This is a genomic window from Bombella intestini (genome assembly GCF_002003665.1).
GTDB lineage: Bacteria > Pseudomonadota > Alphaproteobacteria > Acetobacterales > Acetobacteraceae > Bombella > Bombella intestini.
Genome location: NZ_JATM01000004.1, coordinates 179,851 through 199,531, shown reverse-complemented (window position 1 = coordinate 199,531; position 19,681 = coordinate 179,851). Strand labels below are relative to the sequence as shown.

The following is a 19,681-nucleotide window of genomic DNA, read 5'->3' as shown; positions in this document are numbered from 1 at the left end:
GGGTCGGAACGTACGGGAGATAACTGGATTATGGTATTGTTTCTGCTAGACCATCTTAGCTGGTTTGTGTCGTTACACATCATGGCGTTTGTGTCATGGATGGCCGGGATGTTCTACTTGCCCCGTCTGTTTGTTTATCACACGCAGATCAAGGCAGGCTCCGAGGAGAGTGCCCGTTTCAGCTTGATGGAACGCCGCCTGCAGCGGCAGATCATGGCTCCAGCCATGATTGTGACGTTCTTTACAGGGGCCTTGATGGCCTCTCTACCCGGTGTTGTGAGCTGGTCTTCTGGCTGGTGGTGGGTAAAGGTTGTTTGTCTTCTGGGCTTGTTTATGTTCCACGGGGCCTGCGCCGTATGGCGTCGTGACTTTGCCGCCGGGCGGAACCGGCATAGCGAACGTTTCTACCGGATCGCCAATGAGGTGCCGACTGTCCTGATGGTCCTCATCGTCATTATGATTGTGGTACGGCCATAAGGGAGGGTATTTCCCCTCCCTTCCACGTTGCGGTGTAAAGTCTGAGCCTCTGATTAGTGAAAATGACGGTGTTTCTTCTTTCTGGCTGCCCGCTGCTCCTCGTCAGCTAATGCTTTTTTGACGAGTGTATGCTCATGGTGGCGGAGGAAAAGGAAAGAACCGACCAGAAGTGTCAGCATAACGGTGGCAAGCCCAATGCCGACAGGGCCGGTGAAGCTGTCAATCTGGCTGCCAAGCTCATAGGGAATGAGTACATAGCACGCCCCCCAGAGTACCCCCCCGAGGGCGTTATAGAGTGTAAAAGTCGGCCACGGCATCCGGGAGGCCCCGGCGAGAATGGCGATTAGGATGCGCAAGAAAGCAATAAAACGGCCTAGCAGCACACCAACCCCTCCGAAGCGGCGAAAGAGATAGCGGCCAAGAATGAGGCGGTCATTATGTAGGCCGACCTTGTGTCCGTGCTTTTCCAGCAGGCGATACCCGACCTGATAGCCAATGATATAGCCGATATTATCCCCAATGATAGCGCCGCTTATAGCCGAGATGATCAACCCTTCTGGGGTGAAATGGTGCGTATGGGAGGCATAAAGCGAAGCGAAGATAAGCAGGCTCTCGGCAGGCAGAGGGATGCCTGTGCTCTCCAGAAGGATAATGACTCCCAGTGTTAAATACGCATAGAGCGGGGGGAGATGTTCGAGAAAAGCAGAGAGATGCTGTATCAGGGGGGAGGCTTCCTCTAGGTAAAGGGGCACGCGGTTGCACCAGCCAGCCCAGCCGGAAGAATCGGTCCAGATGGCGGACTGCCCTGCCAGTTTTTCTTGCTTGCAGGATACCGGGGCAGTTCGAAATAAGGCAAGAGCGTTTTTGCAGGAGAGACACCATGATGTCACCCCCGTCCTCATCCCTTCCCTCCCTGCCCTGGGTCACACCAGACCTTATGACACGCCGGACACGCAGCTTTGCGGAAATACGAGCCGTGGAGGGCTGGGTTCTCTGGCAGGAGCGACGCCCTGATGAACAGGGAAGAAGTGTTGTAGTCGGGCGAGCACCTGACGGCACCCTGCATGACCTCACACCATCAGAGGCCCAGGTGGGCACGGACATGCATGTTTATGGTGGCGGGGCATGGGCTGCTGAATGTCACGGGCCGGATATGGTTGTGGTATTTAGTGATAGTAGAAAAGGGGGCCTTTGGCGCAGTTTCAATGGTCGTACCGCCCTCCCCCTTTGTCCCGCCACAGGGCCGGAGGGTGTGACGTATCGCTACGCCGACCTCTCCTTGCGTGATGGTCGGCTTGTTTGCGTCCGGGAAGTAGAAACAGCCACAGGTGAAGAACGGGCAGACCTTGTGGAAATTGACGCAGAGGGGATGATCCGCTCCCTCCAGAGTGGAGCGGATTTTTACATGTCTCCCCGTCTTTCGCCTGATGGCCGGTTTCTAACCTTCATTGCATGGCAGAATCCTCATATGCCGTGGACGGAAACGGGCCTTTATGTGACGGACCTTTCCGGCGCAGGTGGGACGCTTTGCCTTGCCGGCGGGACGGGGCAGGATTGTAGCGTGATGGGGCCTTTCTGGGATGGGTCGCGTCTTTATGCGCTGTCTGATGCTGCTCCGGTTGATGCCCCTTCCGGCTATGATCGACATTGGACGCCAGTTGCTTTTGAGCCTGAAAAATTGGCGGAATCTGATACCGTAGCATGGTATGCCTGCTCTCTACCCCCGGCCCCGGCTGAGGTGGGGCTTCCGGCTTGGGTGTTCGGGCAGAGTTGTTGTGCGGCTCTACCAGGCGGGCGGCTTTTGGCCCGTGCCGTACGGCATGGCGTGCCGGTGACCCTGCTTTATGAACCGGAATCCGGTTGGCAGAATGTGTTGGCTGGTGCTGTACCGGATGATGTCCCTGTCCCCTTGGGTGATGGGGAACGGTTTGCTTGGTTGAATAGCCCCCCCGATGCACCCCCTGCCCTGCTGATTGGTACGCTGGATGGTGCCGCTCAGGAACGGGAGATTGTTCGTCAGGCATGGGAGCTGCCATCCGATGTTGTGGCGGCGGATATTGCTTTGCCAGAAACGCTATCTTTCCCCGTGGAAGATGGGCTGGGGCCGCTTTATGCCCAGTTCTATCGCCCAGCACAGGGGCCGCATTGTGAGGCTGTAGCGGGGAAGCCGCCGCTTGTTGTGATCGTTCATGGCGGCCCGACTGGGCAGGCCCGGACAGACCTGTCCTTCAAGGTCCAGTGGTGGACATCACGGGGCTTTGCTGTGTTGGATGTCAATTATCGTGGCTCCACTGGCTTTGGTCGGGCGTATCGTGCTGCACTGGATGGACGCTGGGGAGTACTGGATGTGCAGGACTGCTGCCGGGCCGTTCAAGGTGTGATTGAGCAAGGGCTGGTGGACCCACAACGCTGTGTCATCCGTGGTAGCAGTGCTGGGGGGCTGACGGTCCTCTCCGCTTTGGCGCAGTCTGACCTGTTTGTGGCGGGGACATCCCTCTATGGCGTTACAGACCTGCGGGGGCTCGCTGAGGAAACGCACCGTTTCGAAGCCCGCTATTTGGATGGCCTTGTGGCGCCGTGGCCGGAGGAAGAAGAGGTCTATTTAGCCCGCTCGCCGCTTTCATGGCCGGAGAAGATCACGGCACCCGTGTTGTTCCTACATGGGGATGCCGACCGTGTCGTGCCGCTCTCTCAGGGGCAGGCTTTACAAAAGCAGCTTCTGGCATCGTCCTTGCATGTTTATCCGGGAGAGGGGCATGGCTTCCGGGATGCCGATGTGATTGCAGACTCCCTTGCTCGGGAGCTAGCTTTCTATCGGGCAGTGTTTGCCGGTGGAAAGAATGGCTAGTGCATTCTGTCCTTCCGGTGAGGGAGAGTCTGGCTGAGGCGGTGAATGACGGTAAGGGCGGCAATAAGGGCTAGAGAGCCGATGAGCGTGACGCCCAGAGCCTGACCGATCATCACCCCTTGGGGGCCATAATGGACGCCAACGGCGATGAAGGGGATCGTGCCTAATGTGGCCCGTCCCCAGTTGAAGGCAGTGGAATAGAGCGGGTGCCCCAGATTGTTGAAGGCTGTATTGGAGACAAAGAGCAGCCCAACAAACATGTAGCTGGCCACGGCCCAGTGGCAGAAGAGCCGCACCAGCTCTATCCCCGCTCCCTGAACATGGAATACATGGAGGATCAGCGGTTCGCATAGGGCGAAGGTCAGCCAATCCAGCCCAACACAGAGGGCTGTTAGCTTAAGGGCTGAGAGGAAGGTTTCCCTAACGCGGTCAGGCTGACGGGCACCCAGATTCTGCGCCATGATAGGGCCAACGGAGCCCGTTAGGGCAAAGACGAAGGCGAAGGCGACAGGCACCATGCGGTCTATCACCGCCTGCCCGGATACGGCCTCAAGCCCGAAGCGGGACATGGCATGCGTGACGATGAGATTGCCGATGGGTGTGGCCATGTTTGTGCCAATTGCAGGTAGGGCAATGGCACCGATGGACCGGCTAGCGTGGGGAATCATTTTTAGGCGGGGGCGTTCCAGCATGTCATGCCCCCGGAGGTTGAGAAATCCGCTCAGGGAAATGACGCAGCGTGAAAGCACGGTACTGATAGCTGCTCCCTCTAGCCCCAGATGCAGGCCAAAGATTAGTATGGGGTCTACGATGATCGTGCAGGCAGCCCCCGTTAGCGTCACCCTCATGGCACGGCCTGCATCCCCCACAGCGCGCAGGAGTGAGGACAGGGCCATGCCCAAGCAGACCAGTGGCAGAGCGGGTGAGGTGATGTAGAGGAAGTGCGTGGCATGGTCTAGCGCCGCTCCTCGTGCCCCGAGCAATTGTAGAAGCGGGTGCGCCAGACAGGCCGTGATAAGGCCAAGAGTGGTCGTGACAGCCAGCATGAGGACAAGAAACGCCGAAGCATGGCGTCGTGCACGGAAGTGGCGGCAGGCACCAATGAGGCGTCCCGTATTGGCACCAAGCCCGATGGACATGCCGAGGGACACGGCCACCTGTACGAACCCCAGAGAGGTAGCGAAGGCGATGGCTGCCGTTAGTGTGGGGTCATGTAGGTGGGAGATGTAGAAGAAATTGAGCAGGTCTACGAAAAAGACCGCCATCAGCCCGATGGCACCCGTCCCGGCCATGGTGATAACATGGCGCATGATGTTGCCTTGGACGAACCTTGCCCGCCGGGCCTTCTGCCGGGCGCAGGGCGTATCCTTTACACCAGATGGTGTAAGAGGAGCGGAAACCGAGGCGAGGGTAGGGTCGGACTTAGGCTGCATGGTGTTTCATTCTGCCCTGTTTACTGGAACAGGACCAGAGCAGAATGAGAGGTCTGTAGCGTGTCAGGTATGTTTAGGCGGGAAGCGTTTTACTCCATCCCGATGAGTTTCCATTTTACCTGATGATAATGGGCGTGAGGGTCATAGAGGGCTACATGCAGTTTGAGTTCTTTGGCTGTTAGGTGGCCGGTTGCTGCGGCCAGCCGGTAGGAATCCTGAATCAGGTTGGTAGCGTTCTGGACGAGCGTCTTCTGTTGATCAAAGAGTAGTTCCTGCTGCTGGAGAACCTCAAAGGTGGTACGAACGCCTAGAAGTTCCTGTTGCTGAATGGCGTGGAGGGCCTCCACACCAGTAGCGACAGCTTTTTGGTTCCGTGCAAGCTGGTCGCTATCGGCAGTAAGTTTCTGCCACGCACTCAGGGCTGTTTCCCGAGCTTCACGACGCTGTTCGGCTAGATTATGGAGAGCAGCGTCAACCGCCTGTTTGGCCGCCCGGATGCGGGCATACTCACCACCACCCTGATAGAGCGGCAGGGAGGCTTGAAGCATGACGGCTGTGGCGTCTTCGGAGAATTTACCGTTCCCTTGATTCACCTGCCGTTGGTAGGAGGCTTGAGCGGAAACCTCTGGGAGTAGCTCGGCGATGGCTAGCTTAACGTCATGCTTTGCTGATTCAAGCTGATATTGAGCTTGCATGACCTGTGGTAGGTCATTGATGGTTAGCTGATTTATTTGCGCTTCTGAAACAAAAGGAGAAGGAAGCTGTTCTGCTGGAGAAAGTTTTTCTGGCGTAACAATTCCTATGACTCGTTGAAAGGTCGCCTCCGCAACACGAACTTGCCCTTCTGCCTGACGTGTGGAGGCTTGTGCCGCCTCATATTGCGATTCCGCTTGAAGGGCATCGGTACGGGTAGCCTGATTCAGGGCAAGTTGTCGGGTTGTCAGTTCGACCTGACCCTTCAGGGTATGTTCATTTTCCAGTGTTAAGGCCAGCAGGGCACGGGCCTGTGTGACCGCTACATAGGCCGAAACAACATTGATGAAGAGCTGCTGTTCAATATCCACGAGGTGGGCCCGCTCCCCAAGGATGGAGCTGCGAGCCTTGCGCATGGAAGCCCACGTTTTGCCCCCACGGAAGAGAGGCTCGCTGATGGTTACACCCGCTGCATAGCCTGGTGCCCGGAATTTCTGATTGTAGCGAAAGCTCCCCCCATACGGGAACGTGACGTAGTTGGATTCATTATAGTTAGCCGTTGCACTGCCTGTCACCGTTGGTCGCCAGCCAGACAGAGCCTCCGGCATGGATTCATCTGTCTGTCTCAATATGGCCCGCTCGCGGAGTATTTCTGGGTTGGAGCGATAGGCGATAGCCATGGCTTCTGGCAGGGAAAGATGCGTGACAGGGGCTGGGTCCGTTGCTGCCAGAGTGGGTAGCGGTGAGAATAAGCTGATGAACGCTATTAGGAGAGTGGCGTGTCTTTTCTCTGGCAAGCAAAAGAAAAGATACATAAAATATTAACCTCAAGTAAAGAAAGCATTAGTCATTTAGTGACTTGCTTGTTTTGTGTGTGGATATAATATTATGCATGATAACCGTTAATATTCATTTACTTTTTCTTTTAACTGTTTGTGTGGTGTATGGCTGAAGATTCAGCAAGCCCGCTTTTTAGGGGAGAGGCCCTGAAATGGCGGCAGGAGGCGTGGATCGGCTCCGTCCAGTTGATCGAACCCCTCTCGGGGAAGATCGCAGCGCTCTGTACTGTGGCACTTGTCGTCTGTCTGGGGGTTTACGTTGCTTTTGGGTCCTATACGCGGCGTATTCATGCCAATGGGGTCATGTTGCCGCCAGAAGGGCTAGTCGTTGCGGAGGCGGATCAAGGCGGTGTTATTGCCACAATCCATGTCCATGAGGGTGATCATGTGACAACGGGGGAGCGGCTCTTCAGCGTGGATGTTTCCAGTTGGTCGGAATCCGGGGCGACTGGGCGTCAGCTTATTGATGGGTTGCGGCGAGAACAGAACCTTTTGGAAAGCCGGCAGAAACTTCTAGCTTCTGATGCTCCAGTAGAGCTGTCCTCTCTTAAGGATGAGCTTAATTTTTTGCATCAGCAATATGGTATGTTGCAGGAGCAGTCAGGGCGGGACAAGAAGTCCCTGCCCCTGATTGAAAGGGCCATGAACGAGATGCGGACGGCTATGGATCGTCATCTCGTGACGGAAAGCCAGTTCCAAAGTCAGCTTTTCAGCTATGTCCAGTTTATGGATACGCAGTCTCAGACTTTGCGGACACTTGTCGAAATGAACAGCCATATGGCTGACCTCCAGTATAGGATCAATCGGCACCAGTATAAGGTTGCTGAAGACATGAACGATCTTGCCGTTCGTCTTTCCGATGTTCAGAGGCAGATCATTCAGGCACATGGCCAGAGCATGGGGGTTGTCAACGCCCGTGTTAGTGGGACGGTGGATGGCATCCGCACAGTCGTGGGGCAGCGGGTTAATCCCGGGCAGTCCTTGCTGAGCATCCTGCCAGACAAGGCCAAGCTGCAAGCGGAATTGTATGTGAACAGTCAGGCCATTGGCTTCGTCCGACCCGGGCAACATGTGCTGCTGAAATATGCCGCTTATCCTTACCAGCGTTTCGGTCTCTACGAGGGGGAAGTGGTGGAGGTCACCAAGGCGCCTTTGCCAGAGCGGAGCAATTACGCGGCTAGAACGGGCCAGCAGGGTGGCAGTGCGTCTGCGCCGCAGCCCGGTGCAGATGTGTATCGTATCCGTGTTCGGCCGGATCAGGATTTCATCATTGCTTATGGTCAGCATGAAAAGCTGACCCCTGGTATGGCTGTGGATGCGGAAATCGCCATCGACCAGCGCAAACTCTATCAGTGGCTGCTGGACCCTGTGGTGTCCATGGTGGACACGGTCCGATCCATATCTGGCAGTGCTGCTCCTGCTGCCTCTCTGGCGGACAGGGTCTCCCGGCCAGAAACTACCCCATCTTCCGTACCTTCCAGACATAATCATCAGACAGAGGGGACGCCGTGAATCTTCATACTATCCATACCGGTTTTCGGCGTAAGGTTCCCGTTATCCTACAGACAGAAATTGCAGAGTGCGGACTGGCCTGTCTGGCTATGGTGCTGTGCCATTACGGGCGTCTGGTAGATCTTGTCTCCATAAGGCGAGAGACATCGGTGTCTGGCACGGGGCTTAATTTGCGGGCCTTGATGAAAATTGCCAGCCGCTATGGGTTGCATTGCCGCCCTGTCCGGCTGGAGCTGGATGACCTCAGCAAACTTTCCCGCCCCTGCGTCCTGCACTGGGACTTTAACCATTTTGTTGTGCTGACGAAGGTTACGGACTCCGGCATTGTCATCAACGATCCGGCTCGAGGAGAGCGGAAAGTTGCCTTGGAGGAGGTGTCCCGTCACTTTACTGGCGTGGCACTGGAGCTGACGCCGGAAACTAAATTCGAGAAAAAAGATGACCGCTCCTTGCTGAAGGTGCGGGACATGTTCCGCCATATCGTGGGGCTAAAAACGGTCCTGTGGACCTTGGGCGGGTTATCTCTGGGGTTGGAGGCTCTGGCTCTCATCAACCCCATGCTAGGGCAGGTGGTCGTTGATGAGGTGCTGACAACAGGCGACAAGTCTCTCCTTTGGACCATTGCGGCCGGAATGCTCATTCTTGTGGTCATACAGGGTGTAATCTCTACCTTCCGCACATGGTTGGTGATGATTTTCTCTACCCGTATCTCGCTGCAATGGAATGTCAGCCTGTTCACTCATTTGCTCAGCCTCCCGCAGGATTTCTTTGCCAAGCGTGGGGCGGGGGACATTATATCCCGCTTTGGCAGCCTCGGGGCCATTCAGCATACTTTTACGACAGACCTAGTGCAGAGTGTTCTAGATGGAATCATGGCCATCGGTATGTTGGTCATGATCATCATATACGGCAAATGGATGGCGGCCCTTGTGGCGATCACTGTGTTAGTGGATCTAGTTGTGCGCTTCATCCAGTACGGCCCTTATAAGGAGATGAGCGAAGAAACTCTTGTTCATTCAGCAGCGCAGCAGGGGCATTTTATCGAGACATTGCGTGGTATCCGCAGCATCAAGTTGATGGGCCTCCAGCGGCGTCGGACAGTCGTCTGGACTAACCGGATGATCGACAATATCAATGCGGGGCTGCGTATTCAGCGTTATGATCTCATCTTCGCGCGAGCACAGGAAATTCTGATCGCTCTGGATAAAGTGGCAACGCTTGTTCTGGGGGCACGGATGGTGATGTCCGGTGGTATGTCCATTGGTATGTTGATGGCTTTTATGAGCTATCGTGACCAGTTCTGTGGTCGTGTTGGTAGTTTGATCGGCGTTGCTTTTAAGATCAAAAATTTGAAGGTTCAGTGTGACCGTCTGTCTGATATTGCGTTGGCCGAGGCAGAAGGGAGCGAGGCAGATAGCCCTGTGAGCGATACTGCTGGGTTTGTCGATGACGATGGAATGGAGAATCCGGATGTTCCGATGCTGGAATGTCGTAATCTCGGCTATCGTTACGGTAAGGAAGACACATGGGTGTTCCGTCACCTGAATCTAAAGGTTTATCCGGGAAAAAGTCTGGCGATTGTTGGGCCTTCAGGCTGTGGCAAATCCACTTTGCTGGGGTTGTTGATGGGGCTTATCCAACCTGAAGAGGGCCAGATATTCTGGAAAGGTATGGAACTGAAAGCCGCCAACAGGGAGGCTTATCGTGCCCGGATTGCTGGTGTTCTTCAGGATGATATTCTCTTTTCTGGCAGCATTGCCGAGAATATTTCAGGCTTTGATGATGAGATGGACCTAGAATGGGTGGCAGAATGTGCAAGAAATGCACAGATTCATGAAGATATTCAACGTATGCCGATGGGCTTGGAAACGATTGTCGGTGAGATGGGGAGCACGCTGTCCGGTGGGCAGAGGCAACGCTTGATTCTCGCTCGGGCGCTGTATCAGGCTCCCCGTATTCTGTTCCTTGATGAAGCAACGAGCAATCTTGATCCTGCTTCTGAACAGGCTGTGGAGGCGGTGTTGAATGAGCTGCCCATTACCCGAGTAGTTGTAACCCATCGTCCCGGTACGGCGGAAAGAGCGGATGGGATATTTGTTATGGGTGTTTCAGCCGAGATGATGGCTAATCTGTCGCAGGGAGGGGATGCCCCGGCCTCACCTGTGGCGGGAGCTGCCAGCCCTAGTCCCGCTTGATAGTGGGACATCTATTTTGGGAAAAAAAATCCCCGCCTGTCCGAAAAACAGGCGGGGATTTTTTAAAGAGATTTAGGGTGAAGGCTGGTTTTAGATACGAATAGCAGCAGCATTCGGTCCCTGACCGATTGTGCCGTTAGCCGTACCCTGGATCAGCTGGTTGATCCATGTCTGGCCGTTGCTAAAGCCGTAGATAGCACCCAGAATACAACCGTTGATGGCACCCATGATGGTCGGCACGATCAGACCAACAGCCTGACCAATGGAACCAATACCGAGGACGCCACCGCCGTCACCGCCGTGTATGCCGCCGATAATCATACCGCTGTTTGCACCGATGGAAGCACCGGCGATAGCGCCGAGGATGGAGTCTGCCAAGCCGTTAGATACCCCGGTCCCGGTACCCTGAGCACGGTTGGAGGAACCGCCAAGACCGAATAGGTCGCCCAGAAAACCAGCACCAGAAACGGCATCCAGTTCTACAACGCTAAGTTCACGCATGTTTTGTACCTTAAACTACAGAGGGTTGGGCAGCCTCTATGACTGTCACCGATGCGGGACTCTAAGGAATTAATGTTAAAAAACAGAGAAGGTAGATTTAAAAATAAGGAAAAGTACAAAATAGGAGTGCGTAGGTAATAAACCATAAAAAATATGGTAAAAAATCAAAAATAACAGCGACATAATGAAAACATATTTCCATTTTTTAATGCATACTGCTCCCACTCGCAATTGAGTGTGAGTTTATTGAAAGGTTCTAGAAATGCGTGAACTTTCTTTTAACGAGCTTGGTGCGGTATCTGGTGCTGGTCTTTTCGGCTACCGTGACGGGACGGGTTCTTCAGGAAGCAGCAATAGCAGCACTGGCCTTTTCCCTGTGCGTGCTTCGCTTGGTTTGGCAGATAGCCTCGTCGGCGGCATCGTGGATGGTGTTGTCGGTGCGGCCGTTGGTGGCCTCACGGGTGGTGCTAACGGTGGTGCCAACGGTACAGGCGGTGTCATCGGTGTTGGTGTGATTGCTGAGGCCGTCGGCGTGATTCTGGGACTGACGTTTGGCGGCTTGACGGGCGCAATGCTGGGTCTGTCCGGTGGTTATGTTGGGACACAGGGCTACCGTGATGGTGCGGTGCAGTCCTTCCTGACAGGCAGCCTGCTGCCCAAGGGTGGCGGACTTTTCTAATCCGCCATGACATGGCCGCCCGTTTGGGGTGGTAACATGGATATTGAAGAACCACCGGGGGCCATGGACCCCGGTGGTTTTTTCTTTAGGCCGTCTCGAAACCGGCCCTCTGAATAAGGAGCGCACAGTCTTCCTTAGAGAGGGCGGGGCCAGCGAAAATGATGTGTGCCTGTGGCGGGTCGAGCGTGACAGTGGCTGTCTCGATGGCCGGGGAGGCTTCAAGGGCACGGGTCAGGGAGCGGATGCAGCCATCGCATTTCAGGCCGGTGATGGGCAGGGTCAGGGAGTGGCTCATGAAAATCTCGCTTGCGATAAGGGGTGTTAGGAATTGCCTTCCCAAAAGGGAGGAACCTCCTTAATCTGGTGAGGATCGCAGGAGGAGAAAAGGCGTATCATGCCAGTTAGATGGCTCTTTCGTATGATGATGGGGGTAGTGCTGTGTCTGATGATGCAGCTGCCGCTGTTTGTCATGCCTATGGCTATGGCTGGTGGAGTGGACATGCCATCCTCTATGACCCACCTGCAATCTGTGGTGGGGATGCCGGACACAATGATGGAAGATACGTCATCATCCCGAATGGCTATGGAAGATAGTATGGCCCCATGCTGTCAGAGCCATCATGCGGTTTGCGAGGCTGGGCTTTTGCCAGAAAAGCAGACGCTGGCCCCCGTGCGGATGTCGGAAGCGGCTTTCCCGTTTTATGAAGCGCAACGGCCTTTGTGGTCCTTTAGGGCACTTCCTTGGCGTCCACCTGCCGCACTGTCTGTCTGACTTGCCTTGTCTGTCGGCCCTGTAGGGGCTGGCTGTTCGTGTTACGTCTTTCAGGTAGTTAATTTATTATGTCGCATCATTCTATGCTGCGCCGCCAGTTTTTGGCTGGTCTGGGGGCAGCGGGTTCTTTCATGGCTCTGTCAGGGACAGGCCGGGCCGAACTTCCTGTGACCAAACCGCTTCCTCCATTGGAGATGGACTTACATATTACCCGTCGGAAGGTCCGTATTGCGGGTCATTCTGGCGAGGGATATTGCATTAATGGTCAAATGCCCGGCCCTGTTCTGCGTTGGCAGGAAGGGCGGGAGGTTCGTATTCATGTTCATAATCACATGGATGAACCAACATCTCTGCACTGGCACGGTATCCGTTTACCAAGTGATCAGGATGGTGTGCCGGGGCTAAGTTTTGCGGGGATTCCTGCTGGTGGAAAGTTTACTTATTCCTTTCCGGTCCTCCAGAGTGGCACATACTGGTATCATAGCCATATGGGCCATCAGGAATCAGCGGGCCTTTATGGGGCTTTGGTAGTCGAGCCTGCGGGGCCAGCCCTGCTGCCAAAGGCTGATCGGAATCATATGATTCTGCTGTCGGACTGGTCGGACGTGTCGGCAGAGCAGATTGTCGATAACCTCAAGATGCAGGACGATTATTACAATTTCCGGCAGCGTAGTCTTGCGTCTTTGCCAGAGGAAAGCCGCCGTGCTGGCGGCCTGGGTGCGGCGTTGAAGAGCCGTTTGCAGTGGTCCCACATGCGGATGAGTGCCACAGATATCTCTGATGTCAGTGGGGTCTTATATACATATCTCATGAATGGTGAGGCCCCATCAGCTGGATGGAGCGGGCTGTTTCAGCCTGGTGAGCAGGTCTGCCTGCACGTCATCAATGCGGCGGCTATGACGCTGTTTGATGTTCGCATCCCGGGGCTGGAGATGCAGGTGGTGGAAGCAGACGGGAATCCCGTTGTTCCCGTGCCGGTTGATGAGTTTCGTATCGGTCCGGGCGAGACTTATGTCGTAATGGTGAAACCACAGAAGGTACAGCCTTATACGATCTTCGCCCAAAGTGAGGACCGAACAGGCTATGCCCGTGGCACGTTGACGCCACGATATGGCCTGCTGGGAGACGTGCCACCGATGGACCCCCGACCCGTGCGGGGCATGGTGGATATGGGCATGGCCATGCCTATGAAGGGTATGAAGGGCATGGCCATGCCGCCCGTCATACAACGGACACCGGCCGATGAGATTGATGATCCCGGTCCTCCGCCCTTGAATGTGGAAAACCAAAATGTGGCTGCCAACCCAATCGAGCGTGTCAGCAGTCCGGGGGATGGGCTGGAAGGCATAAGTCGCCGTGTGCTGGCCTATAGTGATCTTGTTGCCTTGCGGCCACCACCGGATCAACGCCCGCCGTCACGGGAGATCATCCTACATCTCACGGGAAACATGGAGCGATATATATGGGGGTTCAACGGCCGTAAATATTCCGAATCCGGACCGATTCATCTGGCCCGTGGTGAGCGAGTTCGTTTTATGGTCATCAATGATACGATGATGGAACATCCCCTTCATCTTCATGGTCTCTGGAGTGAGTTAGAAAATGGGGCGGATGACCAGCATCGACCTCTAAAACATACCGTCATTTCGCAGCCCGGTTCACGCATGAGTGTGCTGGTAACGGCAGATGCGCCGGGCACATGGGCATATCACTGCCACCTCATGTACCATATGCAAACGGGTATGTTCCGGGAGGTGGTAATCTCATGAAAACAGGGAAATCGTTGCCCTTGATAGTCATGGGGTGTCTTCTGGCCACGTCAGCGCAGGCAATGGATGGGATGATTATGACCCATTCTGCCCCTGATAATGGGAGAACTTCTGCACCTGCTGGGCAAGATGATAATAACATGTCCGGAATGAATATGTCCGATATGGGCGATATGGACATGTCCGACATGGAGGGCATGGACATGCCGGGTATGAAGGCTTCCTCCCACCTTGCCACATCGAAGGTACAGACAAGCGGAAAGCCGCTATCGGAGAAAAAGCCCCGCATCGTTCATAAAGCCGTGGATGCGCCTGCCCCTGTAGTGGATATTGGACACCACATGCATGCAATGGATATGGGCCGCTGGTTTCATGGTGTGCTGGATGAGTTTGAGGGGCGGTATCAGGCTGGTGGGAAGTCATCACTCCGCTGGGATGGTGAGGCTTGGTATGGTGGAGATTATAACCGTCTCTGGCTGAAGAGCGAAGGCACCATGACAAAAGGGAAAGTTCATGATGGGGATCAGGAACTGCTCTATAGTCGGGCGATCTCCACTTACTTTAACCTGCAGGGTGGTGTCCGGTTGGATTTGGATAGTCGTCGGACCCGTGCCTGGGGTGCTTTTGGTGTGGAGGGGTTGGCCCTGTACCAGTTCGAGGTGCAGGCGACCGGTTATTTCAGTGATCGTGGTGTAGCGGCTCGGTTTGAGGGTTCTTACGATATTCTGTTGACCAATAGGCTAATTCTTCAACCGCAAGTGGAGTTGAATCTTTATAGTCGTGCTGACCCAAGGCGGCAGATTGGGTCAGGGTTGGCGGATATCGATACCGGGTTGCGTCTGCGGTATGAGGTTTGGCGTAAAATGGCTCCTTATGTTGCCGTGACATATGATTCTCCCCTTACGCAAGGGCGGCATATGGCGCGGAAACGGGGTGAGACGGCAAGTGAGGCCCGTTTCACCTTTGGTATCCGTAGCTGGTTCTAACGCCATTGGCTGATGTGCTCCACTGAGTATGGTGAAATAATTTTCCTGAAAGGTGGGGCATGATGAGGAGTGTAACTATGTCAAAAATTGGTATATTGTGTAGAAATATAGACAATATTGGCATAATTTTGGTTTATACTTCATGTTTATCTTTTTTAAACGCGTAAATTGCTTTTTAAAAAGGGTATTTTAATTTTACTTTAAATAAAATGACCTAAGTCATTCCCCGTTTCATAATGGCTAACGGGGCATATAATACATGGCCATGGCATTAATCAGGGTGGAAGCTGGCAAAGCCACTATCTACGGTAGTGGATCAATCCCCAGTCTTTTGGATTTTGGGGGGCTTTCATCCATCGTTGTGACCCGCACGCGGGATACCTCACCGGGTGATCCTGTTCAGGTGGACCTGTCTTCTCTCTTAGGGCAGGTGCGTGGTGACTGTTCCATCACTGTGCAGGGGGGCGCAACAGCTTATGTAGGTGGGGGGTTCGTCAATCTAGGGCTAGGCAATTCGCTTACGCTGGATGGGGGCCGCCTTGTTATTCGTTCCAGTTTGTTGAGCGCATCTGCAGTGTCCTCTATTACGGTGGGGCCTAATGCTGGTGAGCTGCGGATAGAAATGCAGGGGTTTGGTGTCCGGCTTGATGTCCCAGTTAATTTTGTGGATAGCCTCGGTAGGCCAACAACACAAATCCCTTCGAATTTTGTCATGGACTTTCCGAATACGCAGTCTGTTGGGGCTGTTTACGACCCTAGTACAGACCGGACAAAAATTGGCGATGGGATTGATGCTCTGGGTTTTTTGAGCCTCGGGCGGACAACAACGCTGCAAGGTGATCCGTTTAATCTACGAGTTAACGGTACGGCTAAGCGGGATTTTCTGGGGAACATCACGGGCTATGGCTATAATTTTACCAGAAATAATGGTCATGATGATGGAAGAGGTGGTGTCATAACCTGTTATCTGCCCGGTAGTATGGTCCGCACGGATACGGGAACTGTAGCCGTGGAGACGTTAGCTGTAGGGGATTCCGTGCAGGTCTTTACGGCTGAGGGGCGGTCACAGGGGCTTCGGCGGGTTACATGGGTTGGGCAGGGGCATGTTTCTGTTCGGCCTGAATTACCCGATGATGAGGCTGGCTGGCCTGTATGTATCCGGCGGAATGCACTGGCGGATAATGTGCCGCAGAAGGATATGTTCGTTACGGCAGAGCATTGTCTTTTGCTAGATGGTCATTTCATACCGGTACGGATGTTGGTCAATGGTTCTTCCATTTTCTATGATCGAAGCCTTACGGAATATGACTATTGGCATTTTGAGGTCGAGCCTCACGCTATTGTCGAGGTTGATGGTGCTTTGACAGAAAGTTACCTAGAAACCGGCAATCGTCATGGTTTTATTTTTCAGGCAGGTCAGTGGTCTGAAAGTATTAGCCGTTGCTGGGAGAAAGATGCAGCGGCACCGCTAGGTGTTCAGCGGGCTTTTGTGGAGCCTGTTTATCGTACGATTCAGGAACGTTTCACATCAGGAACAAATGAAGCGAGAGACTTAGTTACCGATCCCGATCTGACCGTATTGGCTCCATCGGGTCATGCTTTGCCTTTGGTTCGCAAGGCTGGGAAGCGGTATCTGTTCCGTCTGATAGAGCCATGCGATGAAGTCAGGCTTATCTCCCGCATCAGTCGCCCCTGTGATGTGATCGGTCCTTTTGTGGATGATAGACGCTGGCTGGGTGTGCTGGTTAGTCGAGTACAACTCTTTTGGGAAGATGGCATGCGGGAAGAAGTGACAGGCTTTCTCTCCGCTCCCCAACGGGACGGGTGGGATGTGCAGGAAGCCTCTCCTTGCCGTTGGACTAAGGGCGAGGCCCGTCTTGTTCTGTCTGACAGGGCAGAGAAAACAGCTCAACCGCTTTTCTTGTCCATCGAGCTGCTGGCTGCTGGTCCTTATCTCTGCGAAGTCGATTTAACCACTGGAGAGGGCGTAAGGCTAGGCGGTAGTACGTTCTAAAAGCCGGACGACTTGTTCCGGGGCGGGCATGGTGGACAAGTCGTGCCCGCCTGACCATATCTGGAGCTATGGCCATTCAGGTCATGGCATGACGATATGGAAGGAAAATAGCGGGCATGGCACAGGGCAGAACCGTATTGGTAACGGGTGGTACCTCCGGCATTGGGCTGGCAATTGCAGAGACATTTGCACGGGCAGGGGATAATCTTATCCTTCTAGGTAGTAGCCCGGAGCGTGATTATACAAAAATTGTCCAGACTGTAGAGGCAGCAGGCCGGGAAGCAGGACATGATGTGCAGGTTTGTGCCTATGGTGTGAACATCACGGATTTTGCCGCCGTAAAAACGGTGATGAAGAGCATTGGTGACAAAGTCGGAACGCTGGATGTTCTAGTTCATTCCGCAGGCGTATTTTTTGGAACGCCCATTACGGATGAAACGCCTGATGCGTTCGATAAAATGATGACCATCAATGTTAACGGCATGTGGCACGTTGTGCAGGCGGCCCTACCTTTCATCCGGCGTAAGGACGGTGATGTGCCGGGAGGGAAGATTGTAGCGATTTCCTCCATCTGTGGGTTTTACGGTTTTGCCGGGTATGCGGGCTATGCTGCCAGCAAGGCGGCTGCTACGGCTCTGGTTCGCAGTCTTGCTCTCGAACTCGGGCCGTTGGGCATTAACATCAATGCCGTGGAGCCGGGCCGGGTAAAGACCTCCATGCATGATGCGTTGATTAACGACCCCACGAAGGCTGATGTCCTGAAGGCCGTGGCAGACGCTAACCCTAGTAAGCGGAGCTTCTCTACGCCGGAAGATATTGCCGCTGTGGTGCAGTTTCTTGCTGGCCCGGGGGCTGTGGCCCTGCATGGGTCGGCCATCGTGGTGGATGAAGGAACATCTCTCGGTCTCGTCTGAGGTCGTTCTTGTGGTTGCATGAGGACTAATGAACAGCTCCTTCCCGCTCTGTTAACAGCTTGAAAGCGGGAAGGGCCTCTCCCATATCTGCACCATCTTATGGCGGCGGGGCAGGATGGCCGCAGAAGATGAAGCCTATGGAGCCTGCCATTTTGGAGGAGAGCGACGCATCATGAGTGATGGCAAGAACGCAGCAGAGATGAAGCAGCATAGTTTCAGCGCCGAGGTCGGGCAGCTGCTTGATCTGGTTGTCCATTCTCTTTATTCCGACCGAGAAATCTTTCTGCGTGAGCTGGTCGCTAATGCGGCCGATGCTATAGACAAACGCCGCTTCGAAGCATTGACCAATTCGGCCCTCTCCTTGCCAGAGACGCCGTCTATTCATATCTCAACCGATAAAGATGCCAAGACGATCACGCTTTCTGATGATGGGCTAGGCATGAGCCCGGATGAGCTGACCCAGAATCTCGGCACAATCGCTCGGTCCGGTACTAAGGCTTTCGGTGAGAAGCTGAGCAACGCCAAGCCGGAAGAACGCCCGAACCTGATCGGTCAGTTTGGTGTGGGTTTCTATTCTGCTTTCATGGTGGCGGATAAGGTCGATGTCGTGTCCCGCCGTGCTGGTGAGGATGTCGCTGCTCGCTGGGTCTCCGAAGGTAAAGGTTCTTACAGCCTCGGCCCCGCCGAGCGTGACCGTCCGGGTACGGACATCGTCCTGCATATGAAGGATGATGCCGAGGAATTCATTGATCCGTGGCGTCTGCGTAGCATCATCCGCAAATGGGCTGACCATATTGCATGGCCGGTCGTGCTGCATGAGCCGGACGAAGACGGCAAGGAAAAGGAAGAAACCATCAATGAGGGCAAGGCCCTCTGGCTACGTCCGAAATCCGAGATCACATCTGAGGAATATACCGAGTTCTACCGTCATGTAGCTCGTGCGTTTGATGAACCATACGCCACACTGCATTGGAAGGCCGAAGGTACGGTTGAATTTGCCTCGCTGCTGTTCCTCCCCGGTGCTCGTCCATTCGACTTCATGGAGCAGAGCAGCCGTGAAAGCCGCCTGCACCTGCATGTAAAGCGCATGTTCATCACCGATGAAGCCAATCTGGTGCCGAATTGGCTGCGTTTCGTGCAGGGGGTGGTCGATACGGATGATCTACCGTTGAACGTCTCCCGTGAGATGCTCCAGTCCACGCCGGTTCTGGCTCGCATCCGCAAGGCTGTAACAAAGCGTGTGATCAGCGAGATCAAGAAGCGGGCGCAGGAAGGTGGTGAGGCCTTTACTGGCTTCTGGAACAATTTCGGCCTCGTCATCAAGGAAGGTCTCTGGGAAGATTCCGAACATCGGCAGGAAATTGCTGAGTTCTCCCGCTTCCACTCCACTCGTGATGATGAGCTGACAACGCTGGATGATTACATCAGCCGCATGAAGCCAGAGCAGGAGACCATCTATTATCTGGTCGGAGACAATCTGAATGCCCTCAAGGCATCTGCCCAGCTGGAAGGTTTCCGTGCTCGTGGGCTGGAAGTCTTGCTGCTTTCTGATGCCGTGGATAGCTTCTGGCCGGATCGTCTGCACTCCTACAAGGATAAGACCTTCCGTTCCGTAGCGCAGGCTCATGGTGATCTTGAAAAGTTCGCTCTGGAGACCGAGGAAGAAGGTGAAGCCGCCGATGTGGCAAAACTGTCTCCGGCCCTGAAGGACGCTCTGGGCGATGCTGTGAAGGATGTCCGCAGCACCGTGCGCCTGACAGGCAGTGCTGTGGTGATGACAAGCGAAGGCGGGCCGGACCTGGCCATGCAGCGTCTCATGCGCCGTTCCGGGCAGGAAATGCCAGCTCTACCGCCGGTGTTGGAGATTAATCCCCGTCATCCGCTCATCCGTGCGCTGGCTGAGCGTGTGGAGAAGGGCGAGAGCGTCGCAGAACATGCGCGCATCCTTCTGGACCTTGCTCGTGTTCAGGAAGGCGAAGCTCTGCCAGACCCCAGCGGCTTTGCCCGCACGCTCGCAGGTCTGCTTGCTGGGACTGTTGAGAAGTAAGG

16 protein-coding genes are annotated in these 19,681 nt (G+C 54.6%); 11 read left to right on the top strand and 5 right to left on the bottom strand.

The window, feature by feature from the left end:
* Nucleotides 1–30 precede the first annotated feature (30 nt).
* The gene (hemJ, locus tag AL01_RS07380; RefSeq protein WP_077396827.1) at nt 31–477 is read left to right on the top strand and encodes a protoporphyrinogen oxidase HemJ; all 447 of its coding nucleotides are present in this window, start codon (nt 31–33) and stop codon (nt 475–477) included.
* Nucleotides 478–530: 53 nt separating this feature from the next.
* Here hemJ and AL01_RS07375 read toward each other — a convergent pair whose 3' ends face one another.
* Entirely contained in the window at nt 531–1,379 is an 849-nt protein-coding gene (locus tag AL01_RS07375) for a DedA family protein (RefSeq protein WP_077396825.1), read from the bottom strand.
* On the opposite strand from AL01_RS07375, the gene AL01_RS07370 reads away from it, so the two are divergent.
* Entirely contained in the window at nt 1,358–3,325 is a 1,968-nt protein-coding gene (locus AL01_RS07370; RefSeq protein ID WP_077396823.1) for a S9 family peptidase, read from the top strand. The genes AL01_RS07375 and AL01_RS07370 overlap by 22 nt on opposite strands.
* Here the strand turns inward: AL01_RS07370 and AL01_RS07365 are convergent.
* Nucleotides 3,322–4,758: an MATE family efflux transporter gene (locus AL01_RS07365; RefSeq protein ID WP_077396821.1), complete on the bottom strand. Its 1,437-nt coding sequence runs from the start codon at nt 4,756–4,758 to the stop codon at nt 3,322–3,324. The two genes, AL01_RS07370 and AL01_RS07365, sit on opposite strands and share 4 nt — an antisense overlap.
* Nucleotides 4,759–4,847: 89 nt before the next feature.
* Entirely contained in the window at nt 4,848–6,266 is a 1,419-nt protein-coding gene (locus AL01_RS07360; protein ID WP_077396819.1) for a TolC family outer membrane protein, read from the bottom strand.
* Nucleotides 6,267–6,395: 129 nt separating this feature from the next.
* Between AL01_RS07360 and AL01_RS07355 the strand changes: the two genes are divergently transcribed.
* Both AL01_RS07355 and AL01_RS07350 read left to right on the top strand, forming a co-directional pair.
* Nucleotides 6,396–7,802, top strand: coding sequence for an HlyD family efflux transporter periplasmic adaptor subunit (locus AL01_RS07355; RefSeq protein WP_077396817.1), 1,407 nt, complete (start codon nt 6,396–6,398; stop codon nt 7,800–7,802).
* Nucleotides 7,799–9,997 (top strand): peptidase domain-containing ABC transporter, encoded by a 2,199-nt coding sequence (locus tag AL01_RS07350; protein WP_077396815.1) that lies wholly within the window; start codon nt 7,799–7,801, stop codon nt 9,995–9,997. The genes AL01_RS07355 and AL01_RS07350 overlap by 4 nt, the downstream gene beginning before the upstream one ends.
* Before the next feature lie 90 nt (nt 9,998–10,087).
* Here AL01_RS07350 and AL01_RS07345 read toward each other — a convergent pair whose 3' ends face one another.
* A complete protein-coding gene (locus AL01_RS07345) occupies nt 10,088–10,498 on the bottom strand; it encodes a hypothetical protein (RefSeq protein WP_077396813.1) in 411 nt (136 codons plus the stop codon).
* A 262-nt stretch (nt 10,499–10,760) separates the two neighbouring features.
* Here AL01_RS07345 and AL01_RS07340 point away from each other — a divergent pair, with 262 nt between their 5' ends.
* Nucleotides 10,761–11,177 (top strand): hypothetical protein, encoded by a 417-nt coding sequence (locus AL01_RS07340; RefSeq protein WP_077396811.1) that lies wholly within the window; start codon nt 10,761–10,763, stop codon nt 11,175–11,177.
* 85 nt (nt 11,178–11,262) lie between these two features.
* On the opposite strand, the gene AL01_RS07335 is transcribed toward AL01_RS07340, so the two are convergent.
* Nucleotides 11,263–11,472, bottom strand: a complete 210-nt coding sequence (locus AL01_RS07335) for a heavy-metal-associated domain-containing protein (RefSeq protein ID WP_077396809.1) — start codon at nt 11,470–11,472, stop codon at nt 11,263–11,265.
* 99 nt (nt 11,473–11,571) lie between these two features.
* Here AL01_RS07335 and AL01_RS07330 point away from each other — a divergent pair, with 99 nt between their 5' ends.
* From AL01_RS07330 to htpG, 6 genes are all read left to right on the top strand, one after another.
* Nucleotides 11,572–11,949: a hypothetical protein gene (locus AL01_RS07330; protein ID WP_143280732.1), complete on the top strand. Its 378-nt coding sequence runs from the start codon at nt 11,572–11,574 to the stop codon at nt 11,947–11,949.
* A gap of 68 nt (nt 11,950–12,017) precedes the next feature.
* Entirely contained in the window at nt 12,018–13,718 is a 1,701-nt protein-coding gene (locus AL01_RS07325; protein ID WP_077396805.1) for a copper resistance system multicopper oxidase, read from the top strand.
* A 140-nt stretch (nt 13,719–13,858) separates the two neighbouring features.
* Nucleotides 13,859–14,704 (top strand): copper resistance protein B, encoded by an 846-nt coding sequence (locus AL01_RS07320; protein ID WP_241502762.1) that lies wholly within the window; start codon nt 13,859–13,861, stop codon nt 14,702–14,704.
* A 259-nt stretch (nt 14,705–14,963) separates the two neighbouring features.
* Nucleotides 14,964–16,718: a Hint domain-containing protein gene (locus AL01_RS07315; RefSeq protein WP_077396803.1), complete on the top strand. Its 1,755-nt coding sequence runs from the start codon at nt 14,964–14,966 to the stop codon at nt 16,716–16,718.
* 116 nt (nt 16,719–16,834) lie between these two features.
* Nucleotides 16,835–17,632, top strand: a complete 798-nt coding sequence (locus AL01_RS07310) for an SDR family NAD(P)-dependent oxidoreductase (protein WP_077396802.1) — start codon at nt 16,835–16,837, stop codon at nt 17,630–17,632.
* Nucleotides 17,633–17,804: 172 nt separating this feature from the next.
* On the top strand, nt 17,805–19,679 hold the full coding sequence (htpG, locus tag AL01_RS07305) for a molecular chaperone HtpG (RefSeq protein ID WP_077396984.1): 1,875 nt from the start codon (nt 17,805–17,807) through the stop codon (nt 19,677–19,679).
* Nucleotides 19,680–19,681 lie beyond the last annotated feature (2 nt).